This is a genomic window from Bacillus sp. VA15 (assembly GCF_055721145.1).
The window spans coordinates 75,839-89,616 of sequence record NZ_JBVQPQ010000004.1; the positions used below are offsets into that span (position 1 = coordinate 75,839).

The following is a 13,778-nucleotide window of genomic DNA, read 5'->3' on the forward strand; positions in this document are numbered from 1 at the left end:
GCTATTCGGTTTTCCCGGGGTCATTTTTAATAGGCTGAATGATTTATTTTCATTTACATACTATCCAGTCAGTATTTAATTGTTTATTATTATAAATAAGATTCATTGGTTATATTAGTCATTTTTTTAGGGAATAGGTAGGTGGTTTTTCCTTCAGTTTGTGAACACCGAGCAACTATGTGTGAAATTTGTTGTACTCGCCTCATCATCGCGCCGGCTCATCTTTATTGCCCGCATGTTGCAGGAAAACATTTTATACAATTGGAGGTTACTATGAAAACTCATGTTAAAAAAGATTTGGACAAAGATTGGCATATGTTAATGCAAGAAGCTAGATCCATTGGGTTAGGCATTCGTGATGTGAGGCAGTTTTTAGAATCTGAGACAGCATTGAGAAAGAATAATCACAAAAAAACCGTCCGCCAAGACTAATCCGAACAGGCGGATCTATTACCTCTGGCTTTTCTATCATCTGATCTGAGTTTTCACCATTTCCTCTATTCGAAAGCGATTGCTGCGCCGAGCTTGAGGACAAACGATGTGTCAGCTAACGTACGACAGACAGCCGGTGATGCGATCACCTCTTGGCACATGCATTGTCATAAAGAGGTGATGCGAACATCTATTAACCGGGCTCTGGTAAACAGCAGCTTTGCTGAGAACAAGCTGCATTCGGTGAGGTTTTGAAAGCAAACGCGTTTTATACGCTGCCGAGCTGGAAAACCTTCGCCTGTCTTTATACCTCTATGTTCACCTCTTCACGACTTCCTTCTTTTTTCATCCTCCAGATGTTATTCAGCATAAATCAGACTTTCAGTACATACCTATTGGTGTACCTTTTTGCTTACGTTTAGCGAATAAAAGGAGGAAAGCCATGTACAAAGCTGATTACAAACAGATTGCTGCAACGCCGTCTTTTCAAGCTTTTTTAAAGCAGAAACGCGCTTTTATTGTTCCTTCAGCGATTTTCTTTTTTGTCTTTTATTTTTCACTTCCTGTTTTGACGTCTTATTTCACCTTTTTGAATGCACCGGCCATTGGAGCTGTTTCATGGGCTTGGCTGTTTGCCATCGCCCAATTCGCCATGACTTGGATACTGAGTACAGTGTATTCCCGAAGGGCGGCGCATTTCGATCGGTATGTAAGCGCTTTAAAGGAAGATCTGAAGGGTGAACAGACATGAATATGACTGCTTTTCTATTATTTTTAGCGATTGTCGGCCTGACGCTTATCATCACGTATTTTGCCGCGAAGAAGACGAAAACGACGAGTGAGTTTTATACGGCGGGCGGCGGGCTCACCGGTGTTCAGAATGGACTGGCAATTGCCGGCGACTACATGTCCGCGGCCTCGTTTCTCGGGATTGCCGGAATGATTGCTTTATATGGATTTGATGGATTCTTTTACAGCATCGGTTTTCTGGTGGCTTATCTCGTTGTCTTGTACATCGTGGCGGAACCGCTTCGGAATCTTGGGAAGTACACGATGGCGGACATGATTGCGGCTCGATTTAAAGAAAAGAAAATCCGCGGCGTCGCGGCTCTTAATACCATTGCCATCTCTACTTTTTATATGATCGCCCAACTCGTGGGGGCGGGCGCGCTGATCAAACTGCTGCTGGGGCTGGATTATACAGCGGCGGTCCTCATTGTCGGAGTATTGATGACCATTTATGTGGTGTTTGGCGGCATGATCGCGACAAGCTGGGTTCAAATTATTAAAGCCGTTTTGCTGATGGCCGGAACACTCGTCATTTCAATCATCGTGTTTTCGAAATTCGGCTTTAACCTCAATACCATGTTTGAGCAGATGAAAACGGCAACTCCGCTTGGCGCTGATTTCTTAAACCCCGGAAATAAGTACAAGGTGCCGCTGGAGACCTTGTCGTTAAACCTGGCACTCGTGCTTGGAACTGCCGGGCTCCCGCATATTTTGATCCGGTTTTATACTGTTAAGGATGCCAAGACTGCCCGGACATCCGTTGTGTCAGCGACATGGATTATCGGTGTGTTTTACATTATGACGGTGTTTCTCGGCTTTGGCGCCGCTGCGTTTGTCGGTTTTGACGCGATTACGGCGGCTGATCAAGCGGGAAATATGGCGGCTCCGCTTTTAGCGAAAGCGCTCGGGGGAGATTTTCTGTTTGCTTTTGTATCAGCCATCGCCTTTGCTACCATTTTAGCTGTCGTGACAGGATTGGTGCTGTCTGCCGCCTCAGCATTTGCCCATGATATTTACAGCCAGATTATCAGAAAGGGAGAAGCAACTGAAAAAGAACAGATGAAAGCGGCCAGATGGGCTTCTGTCGCCGTGTCAGTTCTCTCGATTCTCCTCGCGATTTTTGCACAGTCCTTAAATGTGGCGTTCCTTGTCGCACTTGCGTTTGCGGTGGCGGCCAGCGCAAACCTCCCGCTGATTGTGTTTACGGTCTTCTGGAAGAGATTCAATGCTACAGGCGCTTTGTGGGGCAGCCTGACAGGCCTGATCAGCGCGCTTGTGCTTGTATCGATGAGCCCTAGTGTGTGGGACCCGTCCGGAGGAGCTATATTTACCGGCGATCCGCTTATTCCGCTTTCTAATCCGGGCATTATTTCCATCCCGCTCGGCTTCCTCGGTGCATGGCTCGGAACGGTGCTGTCGTCAAATAAAACAGTTGATGAAGAGACGTTTGCGGAAATACAGGTGAAGGCACATACTGGCATTCATATGGAACAGGAGTAGGAGTAAAAAAGCTCTCTTGTATAGAGAGCTTTCCTTACTTTTTCTGCTGTTCGTCAGAAATCGCTTTTTCAAATACATCCTTGCCGGCAGCACCCGGTATCACAGTGTCGCCAATGATAAAGGTTGGAACTGCAGTGATGTCGGCCTCTTCATAGGCGTGCTTCAAGGCTTGCCGCTGCACGTCCTGATATGTTCTTGTTTCAAGTGCGGATTTGAATGAGGCTCCGTCTAACCCCACTTCCTCGGCAAGCTTCGTCAAGATGTCAATATCACCGATATTTTGGCCCTCTTGGAAAAATGCCTGAAAGACACGGGTGTTGTATTCATGTCCTTTATTGTATTCCTTTGCAAAGTGGAAGCCTTCAAACGCCAGATCTGTATATGGATGAGGCGAGACGTTTGGAAAATTGATCTCGACTCCTAATTTGTCCGCCATTGGCTGAATCGACGTCTGCCACATGTACTGTTTGGAAGGATCATTGACCGGGTCAAGCTGTGGAGATGGGCTTGGGCGCAGTTCAAACGGCATCCACTCGACTTCAACATCCTTTCCTTTTATCGCTTCTTCAAAAGCGGCTTTTCCAATGAAACAAAATGGGCAGACGTAATCTGAATAAACTTTGATGTGTACTGTCATGATAATCTCCTTTCGTATAGGTTGATTTTAAACTGTAACAATAAAAGTTACAACTATTTTTTTAAAAAGAAGCCGATAAAGGCTTCTTTTATGATTCCAGCAAACGCTGGGCAATATATTCTCCTTTTTTGCAGCCTCCTGGGCATGCATATAAAGCAGAACCGATTGTTTGCGTATATTCGTTTAATGCATCCTTTGCCGAAAGGGCCTTAAGCATGGGGATGAACTGATTGTCGGGATTTTTTTGAAAGCTGATAAACAGGAGACCCGCATCCATATAGCCGGTTTTCGGATCAAGTCCTTCTGTGTAAGAGAAAGCTCTTCGCAAAATTTGTTTTCCCGTAGATTTCGCAAGGCTGACGTGTGAATTTGCTGGGATTTGATTCAGCTTCACGGGGTCTGTTTCCTTTTTCTGACCGAAAGGCGCCCCCGAGCTTTTTCTGCGGCCGAAGGTATCTTCTTGGTCCTTGAGGGAAGAACGGTCCCATATCTCAAGGAACATTTTGATTTTCCGAAAAGCCATATAGGTGCCGCCCGTCATCCAGTCAGGCTCACCGGACTGAATCCACACAATGGAGTTCATCAAGGTGACATCCTTCGTGCTCTGGTTGCCTGTTCCATCTTTAAACCCGAAGAGGTTGCGCGGCGTTTCGCCATTTTTTCCTCCGCTTAAAAAGCCTTTGTTCACAAAGCGGACCTCACAGGTGCCGGTCGCTTGATTCAGCAGATTTCTCAGCGCGTGAAACGCCACTTGTTCATCGTCTGCGCATACTTGAATGCAGATGTCTCCGCCTCCCTGTTTTTCATCCAGGTTGTCATTCGGCATTGCTGGAAGAGCAGCGAGGTGCTTCGGTTTTTTGTTTTTCAGCCCAAAGCGGTCCTTTCCGTCTTTTTCAAAAAAGCCAGGCCCGAATCCGAATGTAACCGTTAAGTTCGAAGGGGATAAATCAGCAGATTCACCTGTATCCTGCGGCGGCAAATATTGATTTTTTTGCTCAGCCGACATTTTCTTTCCAGACGTCAGTATCTGTGTCAGACTTGTCCAGTTTCTGAATAATGTAATGATGTCGCTTTTCTCTTTTGCTGTTACATCCAGCGCGGCAAAATAGACATACGTTTGATGGGCAGTTGTGATGCCAGCCTGATGCTTTCCGTAAAACGGAACGACCTGCTCATCCTCTTTTTCATCCTTATTTGATGACTTAGCCGCAGTCTGCACAAGCGGAGCCAGACCGCCGAGTCCGCTGGCGCCGATCGCAACAGCTGCACCTGCCATCGCCCCCCATTTTAGGATGTCCCGTCTATGAATTTGTTCTGGCTTTTTTTGTTCATCGCTCATGCTGTTACAAAACTCCTTTTATAGCACATTCGCAATCTTCGACATGGTTTCAGAAAGAGTCGTCAGCTTTGTGCTCAGCTCTCTGATTTGATCTTCACTTAATTTATCATAAGACGTATAGGACTGATCATTTGTTTTGTATTTTGCCATTAAAACTTCAAATTCGCTGAACTCCGTATCCAGTTTTTCCGTCAGGTCAGAGTGATCTTTAACAAGCGCGCTTTTTACTGTTTGATAAACAGCTTCGGAGCCTTCTACATTCGCCATGAGGTCGACTAAATCGATTCGTGAGTAGCGCTCTTCTTCTCCCGTGATTTTCGAAATGCCGGCTTCGTTCAGAAGCTCCATCGCGCCTGCTACAATTTGTTCAGGTGTTAATTTCAGTGATTCAATTGAACCGTCAAGCTCTTTTACATCCTTGAGAAGCTGGTCAGCTGTTGCCTTTTCCCCGGAAATATCTTGATCCTTCCAAATGGCTTTCTCAAGCTTATGGAAACCTGTCCATTTGTCCCCTTCTTCTACGTCGTTTTCACGGGCATCAATTTTTGGATCAAGATCTCCGAGGCTTTCAGCGATCGGTTCGATTCGCTCGTAATAAACACGTGCTTTTCCATATAATGTTTTAGATTTTTCGATATCGCCGGATTTGACGGCGCTTGTAAATGCTTCAGTCGCTTTGACAAGCTGATCGCTCTGCTCTTTGACATAGTCTTTATATTCGTCCGCTGCTTTTGCCAGCTGATCGCTTGCCTTTTTGCTGCTCTTCTTCGCTTCTGTCAAGTCCTCTAAGGACGCTTTCAGCGACTCGGATTCTGTCTTGATTTTGTCTGTATCCGGTTTGTCTTTCTGCGCTTCTGTATAGATGGGCTGAAGGTGCTTTTCGATCTCTGTATATTCGAACGGATAGTCGCCGCGAATATCATTTTCAAAGGAAAGCCAGTAGCTGTTTAACTCTTTCCCCTTCTTTTCAATCTCTTTTTGGTCGCCTTTTTCCGCTGAATCATTCAGCTTGGAAATGATGGTCTCCATTTTATCTACGGATGCGGTGATCTCTTTAGTGACCCCGCTTTTTTCAGATGAAGCTTTTTCTTTGGATGAAGATGTGTCATTGGCTCCGCAACCTGCACACAGCGCAAGGATGCATCCGGCTGATACAGCGATTTTTGTGAAATTCATTTTGTCAGTTCCTTTCCGTTTGTAAAATGTTTTGCCGCTTCTGAGACAAGTGCAATCAGTAAAAAGAGTAAAATCAGCAATTGTGGAATCGTACTGTACACGGACGGATAAATTCCAAGCACCGATACAGACGGCAGCCAGCTCTCCGCATCAGACGGGAGAATGCCCGCCAGCTGAAGGCTGTGAACGCCTGTTCCGAGAAATTTCACGCACATATACAGGACGACCGACATGGACAGCAGGAAAAACGGCTTTAATGGAATACGCATTCCGAGCTTGATCATTAAAACACCGACGATGACGAGAACAATAAGCCCCGCGGCAGTTCCGCCGATCAGTTCAGTGAGCGGAAGCTTCCCGACAAGCCCGATGAAAAAAATGACTGTTTCGAGCCCTTCTCTTACAACTGCCAGAAATGCAATGAGCGCAAAGGAAAGCAGGCTTCGTTTTTTCAGTGCCTGTGACTTCTGGATATTGATTTTTTCTCTCCATTTATCCATTGAGGCGTTTCTGTGCAGCCACACCCCGACATATAAAAGCATGACAGCCGACAGTACGCCGGTAATTCCGCCAAGCAAGAAGTTGTTTTCTCCGAATACGCTGGAAGAGAATAAAAGCGTGACACCGATGCCGGCTGCCAGGGACACAACCATTCCGGCGGACGCCCCGCCCCAGATCCATGCCGAGGAACGCGTGACACGGGCTTTCTTTGTCATGGTTAAAAGCGCCCCGATGACTAGCAGGGCCTCCATCCCTTCACGAATCGGGATCAGCGCAGCATCCCACCAGCTGTAGCTGCTTGAAGCGATCGGCTCGAGCAATTGAATCATTTCGTCAATTTGCTTTGATACCTTTTCGGGATGGCTGCCGATCTCAGCTTTCATCAGCGCCAGGTTTTCCTCTGATCTCGTATAGGCTTCTTTCGATTGGGAAACGACGTCTCCCTCAACAGCGAGCCAGGATGTAATTAAATTGTCGATTGCAGATGACGCTTCATCCAATTGTTTTTTTTCTATTAACTGTTTTGTGTCTTTCAGGCTTTGTATATAGGCTGTTAAGGACGCCCTTGATTGACCCGAGGATGCCTTTTCCAGCACGACAGCCTGCTGATAGGTTTCTAAATGGGAAGAAAGCTCTTCAAGCTGTGTTTTGAGCTTGTCTGCGTCTTGATTAATAAAAGAAAGAGAAATTATCGCGATATTTGAGTCCATTTTGCTGTGGGAAGATAGATTTTCTTTCTTAATAGAAGGTTCTTCTTTTTTCCACTTTGCCTTGAATGTTTCAAACGTTTGTTGTGCCGAGTCCATATCTCCGCCTTTTACGGCTTCGATCATTTGCTTGTTTAATTGAATCAGCGCAGCAATCGGATCGTCTTCCGCATGTGCCGCAGAACCGAAAACCATCAACAAGCTAAATAAAATAAGCGCCAGCCCCCGAGTCATCATGCTCCTCCTATAATTGAAAATGATTATCATTGTATAACATAATCATAGCCAGTTCCTGTTCTTTGTCAATTAAAATTTGAAGGTCTGAAAACCTTGATATAAAGCAAAAAGGCTGTCCTTTATAGAACAGCCTTTTGAAGGAAAAAGAACGTTTATCTTCTTGTTTTATACGTTTGAATTTCTTCATGAAACTTGCGTGCGGCACCCTCTGGATCCTCCGCCTGACTGATGGCGCTGATCATACTGACACCGTCGGCTCCCGCTTGGATAACAGGTGCGGCATTTTCAATTGTGATGCCGCCGATGCCCACAATTGGAATGTCGATACCTTGACGGCGGACCGATTCGATGAGAGATACACCTTGTACAGCCCTCGTATCCTTTTTCGTTTCTGTCGGGTAGATTGGCCCGAGTCCGACATAATCTGCGCCATCTTCTTCGGCTTGCTTCACCTCAGACATTGTATGGGTGGAAACGCCAAGAATCATATCCCCTATAGCGTCTCTTACTTCTTTTGCGTTGGCGTCTTCCTGGCCGATATGGATACCGTCAGCCTCCAGTTTCAGAGCCAACTCCACATCATCATTGACAATGAAAGGAGCACCGGCTTCACGGCAGGCTTCTTGCACTTTTTTAGCAAATTCAATCCGTGCCTCTCCTGTCAGCGCATCCCCGCCCTTTTCACGAAACTGGTACAGAGTGGCGCCGCCTTTTAACGCTTTTTGTACGACCGTGACAGGATCGGCTTTCGTATTGTTTGACCCCATAATGAAGTAAACAGATAATAACTCTTTCATCATTTCCCGAGAAATACGTGTCATGAGACAGTCACCCTTTCTATTGTCGCCAGTTCTTGGACGTCTTGTTCAGTAACAGATGAAAGCTTGTTCAGCAATTCAATCTGAAAGCTTCCCGGACCTTTGTCAGCTGTCTGCTGTGCGGCAAGCTGAGCTGCGACCCCATACGAAGAAATGGCAGCGATAGCAGCAAACATTGGATTTTCTTCCACAGCGCAAAACGCACCGACAATAGAAGTCAGCAGGCATCCGGCGCCTGTCACTTTCGTCAGCAGCTTGTGGCCGTTATGAAGGGTATATACGTTTGACGTGTCGGCAATCACATCCACTTCACCGGTAATCGCAATGACTGTGTTTAGCTTATGTGCCGCCTGCTGGGCGAGCCGGATGATGTCTCCTCCGTCTCCTCCCGCATCAACACCTTTGATCAGCCAATCGGTCACACCAACGGTATGGGCAATTTCCGCAGCATTTCCTCTGATCGCAGAGAGGCGCACCTCACGAATGATGTCACGCGCCGATTGAGTACGGAACGGTGTTGCTCCGGCGCCGACAGGGTCAAGAATGACAGGAACACCATGTTCATTAGCTGATTTTCCCGCGATGATCATCGCTTCGACAGACTCCTTGCTCAGCGTTCCGATATTTAAAACAAGTGCACCCGCAATCTTCGCCATGTCCGCGACCTCTTCTTTCGCGTACGCCATAACAGGCGATGCGCCGAGGGCGAGCAGGCCGTTTGCTGTAAAATTCGTTACGACATTATTGGTTATGCTGTGCACCAGAGGGCTATGCTGGCGGACAGCAGTAAGGCATTTTGCTGCTGATTGTGCATCCATGTTTGCATCATCCTTTACTCTCTTTTTTCGGGTCCCATAAATACGATTTCGTATGTTCGAGCCAAGCTCTGGCCGCAAAGGACAAGTAGCGGTCTTTTCTCCAAATAATGGCGAGGTGCCAAGGGATGACCGGATCGACAAGCGGAATGACTTTCACTTTTTCCGGGTCAAGTCCGCGGCAGATTCGTTCCGGCAAAAGCCCGATTCCAAGGTTGGCTGACACCATCTCACTGATAAAATCCCATTGTGAGGTTTCATAAATGATATGAGGCCGGAATCCAGCTTTGATACATTCCGTCATAATTCGATTGTGCAGGACAAAATCCTCCCTGAAGAAAATAAAAGGCTCGTCCTTCAACTCACGCAGCCTGCATTCTTTTTCGTCTGCCAGCCGGTGGGAAGGGTGAACGACAAGCATTAAGGTTTCTTTTACGATTGTAAACGAATGAAAGATGTCTTCGTTTGCAGGAAGAACGACAACGCCGATATCAAGTGAACCGTCCCCGACACCTTCTTGGACTTTTATAGAACCGTCTTCGACTAGCTGAAAGGTGATATTCGGATAGTTTTCACGGAAATCGCCGAGCACTCTCGGGAAAAATCCCGATCCAATCATCGGCGGCAGTCCAATCCGTACATGCCCTTTCTTGACCTCCATAATATCATTTAATTCTGACGTCAGGTTTTGAAATGATTTAATAATTTCCTGCGCCTGCACATACATGCTCTGGCCGGCGTCAGTCAGATCCACCTGCCTGCCGTTTCGGTAAAACAGTTCAATCCCGAGTTCTTCTTCTAAATTTTTGATCATTTTTGATATCGTCGGCTGAGAAACATAAAGGGATTGGGAAGCCTTCGTAAAGCTTTTTAAACGGGCAACTTCCAAGAAATATGTTAAATGGCGGATATCCATGGGTTTCACCCTTTCTATAGACAAAAGGAATACTTATTATTCTTTATATATATTTTACCTATAGAGAGACCTTATGTACAATATGAATATAAGGGAGGCATCAATATGAAAAAACTGTTGCTAACCGTTATTCAAATCGCTCTGTTATTTATATTTGCTCGGCTGATTAATTGGGTGACAGCCCTTCTTCATATAAATATTCCCGGCAGTATAATTGGGATTGTGATACTCTTCACATTATTACACTTTAAAATCATCAAGCTTGAATGGATAGAGCTTGGCGCGGCGTGGCTTCTCGGGGAGCTGCTTTTATTTTTTATCCCGTCTGCCGTCGGAGTGATTGAATACGGAGACATTATGTCGAAATTTGGTGTCAGCATTCTGCTTGTTGTCATCATCAGCACATTTGTCGTGATGGTGTCTACAGGAACGCTTACACAAATCATTGCAAAAAGAAAGGAGAAAAAACATACGTGTTCATCGGAATTGTAAGTTTGTTTTTAACGGTTTTGGTGTATTTAGGAGCAAAAAAGGTATATCAACGCTTTCCGCGTGTCTATACGTCGCCGCTATTGGTGACGCCCGCTGTGTTAGTCGGTCTGCTGCTGCTGGTGAATGTCCCGTACGAGTCATATAATCTCGGCGGCGGATTGCTGACCGATATGCTTCAGCCGGCCACCGTGGCATTCGCGATCCCGCTTTATAAATATTTCCCTGTTTTAAAGAAATACGCAGTGGAAATTATTTTGAATGTGGCCGTCGGTTCATGTATCGCGATTATTTCAACCGCTCTTATTGCGAAATGGCTTCACCTCGGCACCGGCTTAATTGACAGCCTCGTCCCGAGATCAGTGACAACGCCGATCGCAATGAACGTATCTGAAATGATCGGCGGAATGCCTGCCGTTACAGCCGTGTTTGTGATTTTAACCGCTCTGTTCGGCACAGTGATCGGCCCGATGGTCATCCGCTATTTCCGCATTGATAATGAAATTGCGCGGGGCGTGCTGCTCGGCACAAGCGCACACGGCGCGGGAACGTCAAAAGCATTTGAACTCAGCTCTGTGTCCGGTACGATTTCCAGCGTGTCAATGATCTTAGCTGCGATTATGACGCTTTGCGCAGCGCCGTTTTTACTTTCATTTATGTAAGAAAAAACTGTCCTCTCAAGGGCAGTTTTTTTTATGTGTTTCCCCTTATTGAAAAGCTGGCGGATTCCAATATAATGTAATTTGTGGATACCAAAGGAGGCACCCCATGCACAACTTGCAGGTGAGACGGCATTACGCCGCGTTAAAAGGTTTTTATTTGTTTGCTTTTCTTGGCACGGGCAGCATTATTCCCTTACTCAGTATGTATTTAACGAAAGAACAGCATGTAAGCGGATCACAGGTCGGCTTGATCATGTCACTCGGCCCGATTGTGATGATTTTCTTTCAGCCGTTTTGGGGCATGCTGAGCGACTATACGCAAAAAACGAAAAGCCTGCTGGCGGTTTGCACATCAATCACAGGCATCATGGGATTAGGCTATATTGCATTTGACGGCTTTCCTATGTTTATTTTGATTGCAGCCTGTTTTGCAGCCTTTCAAAGCACGATTATTCCATTATCGGACAGCATTTCACTAAGGTACACACAAGAAACAAACGGCAACTACGGCGGAATCCGCCTGTTTGGTTCTCTCGGCTTCGGCGTCGCAGTGTTTGTCATGGGACAAGTGACGAATCAGCTGTATCCCATTCACGTGATCTTTATCTTTGGCTGTGCCTTTCTGTGCATTGCCGCCATATTGGCCTCACAAATGCCCGGCCAGCAGAAAACAAAAACAAAGGTCAATATCCGCAAAGGATTCCGGGAGCTTATCAGCAACAAAACGTTCCTCATCTTTATGATCATCACCTTTACAACATTTGCTCCAAACTTAGCGAACAATACGTATTTCAGTCTTTTTCTGGACAAAAGCGGCGCGTCACTTTCCGCTATCGGCATTTTATTTTTCATCGGCGTGATTTCGGAAATTCCATTTATGCGATTTGCCCAAACATTTATAGATAAAATGGGGCTTTTAAACGTCATTATGCTGTCAGGCGGGGTCTCATTATTCAGGTGGGCGCTCTATTTCACAGCGCCTTCATTATGGCTCATTTATGCGACGGTCTTTCTTCAGGGAGTGGCCATCGGTTTATTTATCCCCGCGGCGCTTCAATACGTAAAAAAGATTACTCCTAGCCACGTTGAAGCGACGGCGCTGACCATGTACGCGGCCATCGGCAATGGATTCGGCAACTGGTTCTGTACATTTGCAGGCGGCTACATTTTTGACTACGTGTCCATCTTCGCAGTCTACTTGCTTTTTGGCATGCTGAGCATAGCAGGCTTTGGGCTGACATTATATTTAATGAAGGCAGAAAAAAACAAAAATACACTTCATCAGCCGGCTGTTACTTTTAAACCATAATGACTATAATGAAAAAAGAAAGGATGTGCGCTATGAACGGGCAAGAGCGAAGCAGCATTTCAAAAGGATTACAGGTGGATATTGTATTGAAAGCAGATCAAAAAACAGGAAAACTGACGCGAGGGACAGTGAAGGATATTTTGACGAAATCGAGCTTTCATCCGCACGGCATTAAAGTCCGGCTTGAAGATGGCCGCATCGGCCGCGTCCAGAAAATCATTTCTACATAGAAAAAAGCTGCTCCTGAACAGGGCAGCTTTATTTTTTCTGCAGAAAGACCACTTTTAGGTAGTTGCCTTCCGGAAACGCTGAAATTGTTTTAAAATCCTCCGGCAGCGTAAATTCCTCAATGATTGTGTAGCGTTCATTTGTTTCTTTAAAGGCGGCATCAATAAAGCCTTTGAATTTCTTCATGCTGAAGGCGCTGCTGTTTGTGGAAGCAACGATGATGCCCTTGTCAGCTGTGATGGCGATCGTTTCTTTCAGCAGGTTTTTATAATCCTTGGCCGCGCTGAAGGTGCGTTTTTTTGTGCGGGCAAAGGAAGGCGGATCGAGAATAATCAGATCAAAGAGCAGGTCCTTTTTCGCCGCATACGAAAAATACTTAAACACGTCCATCACTTTAATGTCGTGTGCCTCGTAATCCAGCTTGTTCACGCTGAATTGTTCGATCGTTTTGGCCAGGCTTCGGTTTGCCACGTCCACGCTTGTTGTTTTCTCCGCTCCGCCAAGCGCCGCTGCCACGGAAAATGCACCCGTATAAGAAAACGTATTTAACACTGTTTTTCCTTTTGCATAGCGGTCTCTAATGGCCTTGCGCACATGTCTTTGATCCAAAAAGATGCCCGTCATAGCGCCTTCATTCAGGTCCACCGCGTATTGAATGCCATTCTCCTGGATAATGATCGGGAACTCGCCTCTTTTCCCTTTCACGAAGTCATCATCTTCAACGTATTGTCCAGCCGTGTCGAAGCGTTTTTTCTCGTAAATCGCTTTATAATCAAGATCCAGCTCATCCAAAGCGGAAAGCAGCATGTCTTTAAAGGTGTAAATGCCTTTGCTGTACCATTGAACCAGCAGGTAGCCGTCATAATAGTCGATCGTGACGCCGCCGACGCCGTCTCCCTCACCGTTGAACAGGCGGAAAGCCGTTGTATCTTGGGCAGCGAATAGTTTGGCGCGTGCTTGGACCGCTTTTGATAATTTGCTGAGAAAAAATGCTTGGTCAATCTGTTCTTGTTTATTGCGGGTAAGCGTCCAGCCGACCCCTTTGTTTTGCAGGCCATAATAACCTCGCGCGAGAAACTCGCCGCTCTCTGACACGATATCAACAAGGTCTCCTTCTTTCACGTGCCCCGCACTCCCTGCGAGAGCTTCCTTATCGATGAGCGGATAGCCTTTTTTGATTTTTGCAGTATGCGCTTTTTTTAGGGTGAGTAGCTTCATATCTA

At 46.1% G+C, this 13,778-nt stretch carries 15 protein-coding genes; 7 read left to right on the forward strand and 8 right to left on the reverse strand.

From position 1 onward, the window contains the following. Positions 1–273: 273 nt before the first annotated feature. The 3 genes from slrA to AC0DBE_RS12180 all read left to right on the forward strand — a co-directional run bounded on the left by slrA (position 274) and on the right by AC0DBE_RS12180 (position 2,721). Positions 274–432 (forward strand): transcriptional regulator SlrA, encoded by a 159-nt coding sequence (gene slrA, locus AC0DBE_RS12170; RefSeq protein WP_014115625.1) that lies wholly within the window; start codon positions 274–276, stop codon positions 430–432. A 442-nt stretch (positions 433–874) separates the two neighbouring features. Next, a complete protein-coding gene (locus AC0DBE_RS12175) occupies positions 875–1,183 on the forward strand; it encodes a DUF485 domain-containing protein (protein ID WP_003222190.1) in 309 nt (102 codons plus the stop codon). Beyond that, positions 1,180–2,721: a solute symporter family protein gene (locus tag AC0DBE_RS12180; RefSeq protein WP_079287567.1), complete on the forward strand. Its 1,542-nt coding sequence runs from the start codon at positions 1,180–1,182 to the stop codon at positions 2,719–2,721. The genes AC0DBE_RS12175 and AC0DBE_RS12180 overlap by 4 nt, the downstream gene beginning before the upstream one ends. Positions 2,722–2,755: 34 nt before the next feature. Here the strand turns inward: AC0DBE_RS12180 and AC0DBE_RS12185 are convergent, their stop codons facing one another. The 7 genes from AC0DBE_RS12185 to cidR form a co-directional block, all read right to left on the reverse strand. Next, entirely contained in the window at positions 2,756–3,358 is a 603-nt protein-coding gene (locus AC0DBE_RS12185; protein WP_088680045.1) for a DsbA family oxidoreductase, read from the reverse strand. 88 nt (positions 3,359–3,446) lie between these two features. Next, the gene (efeB, locus tag AC0DBE_RS12190) at positions 3,447–4,697 is read right to left on the reverse strand and encodes an iron uptake transporter deferrochelatase/peroxidase subunit (RefSeq protein WP_472962304.1); all 1,251 of its coding nucleotides are present in this window, start codon (positions 4,695–4,697) and stop codon (positions 3,447–3,449) included. Positions 4,698–4,715: 18 nt separating this feature from the next. Further along, a complete protein-coding gene (efeM, locus tag AC0DBE_RS12195; protein ID WP_088680046.1) occupies positions 4,716–5,873 on the reverse strand; it encodes an iron uptake system lipoprotein EfeM in 1,158 nt (385 codons plus the stop codon). Further along, positions 5,870–7,315, reverse strand: coding sequence for a ferrous ion permease EfeU (gene efeU, locus AC0DBE_RS12200; RefSeq protein ID WP_472962306.1), 1,446 nt, complete (start codon positions 7,313–7,315; stop codon positions 5,870–5,872). Before efeU ends, efeM begins: the two co-directional genes overlap by 4 nt. 155 nt (positions 7,316–7,470) lie before the next feature. Further along, positions 7,471–8,139 (reverse strand): thiamine phosphate synthase, encoded by a 669-nt coding sequence (gene thiE, locus AC0DBE_RS12205; protein WP_472962308.1) that lies wholly within the window; start codon positions 8,137–8,139, stop codon positions 7,471–7,473. Continuing rightward, complete coding sequence (thiM, locus tag AC0DBE_RS12210; protein ID WP_087987346.1) at positions 8,136–8,954, reverse strand: hydroxyethylthiazole kinase; 819 nt, start codon at positions 8,952–8,954, stop codon at positions 8,136–8,138. Before thiM ends, thiE begins: the two co-directional genes overlap by 4 nt. 7 nt (positions 8,955–8,961) lie before the next feature. Further along, a complete protein-coding gene (gene cidR, locus AC0DBE_RS12215) occupies positions 8,962–9,867 on the reverse strand; it encodes a cidABC operon transcriptional activator CidR (RefSeq protein ID WP_003222204.1) in 906 nt (301 codons plus the stop codon). A gap of 105 nt (positions 9,868–9,972) precedes the next feature. On the opposite strand from cidR, the gene AC0DBE_RS12220 reads away from it, so the two are divergent. The 4 genes from AC0DBE_RS12220 to AC0DBE_RS12235 all read left to right on the forward strand — a co-directional run bounded on the left by AC0DBE_RS12220 (position 9,973) and on the right by AC0DBE_RS12235 (position 12,557). Continuing rightward, positions 9,973–10,359: a CidA/LrgA family holin-like protein gene (locus AC0DBE_RS12220; protein WP_003222205.1), complete on the forward strand. Its 387-nt coding sequence runs from the start codon at positions 9,973–9,975 to the stop codon at positions 10,357–10,359. Further along, the gene (locus AC0DBE_RS12225) at positions 10,341–11,018 is read left to right on the forward strand and encodes a CidB/LrgB family autolysis modulator (protein ID WP_014478359.1); all 678 of its coding nucleotides are present in this window, start codon (positions 10,341–10,343) and stop codon (positions 11,016–11,018) included. Before AC0DBE_RS12220 ends, AC0DBE_RS12225 begins: the two co-directional genes overlap by 19 nt. A 106-nt stretch (positions 11,019–11,124) precedes the next feature. Next, positions 11,125–12,327, forward strand: coding sequence for an MFS transporter (locus AC0DBE_RS12230; RefSeq protein ID WP_061186558.1), 1,203 nt, complete (start codon positions 11,125–11,127; stop codon positions 12,325–12,327). A 32-nt stretch (positions 12,328–12,359) separates the two neighbouring features. Then, positions 12,360–12,557: a YwbE family protein gene (locus tag AC0DBE_RS12235; protein ID WP_003222222.1), complete on the forward strand. Its 198-nt coding sequence runs from the start codon at positions 12,360–12,362 to the stop codon at positions 12,555–12,557. Positions 12,558–12,585: 28 nt separating this feature from the next. Here the strand turns inward: AC0DBE_RS12235 and AC0DBE_RS12240 are convergent, their stop codons facing one another. Continuing rightward, entirely contained in the window at positions 12,586–13,773 is a 1,188-nt protein-coding gene (locus tag AC0DBE_RS12240) for a class I SAM-dependent rRNA methyltransferase (protein ID WP_014115636.1), read from the reverse strand. Between the last annotated feature and the right edge of the window lie 5 nt (positions 13,774–13,778).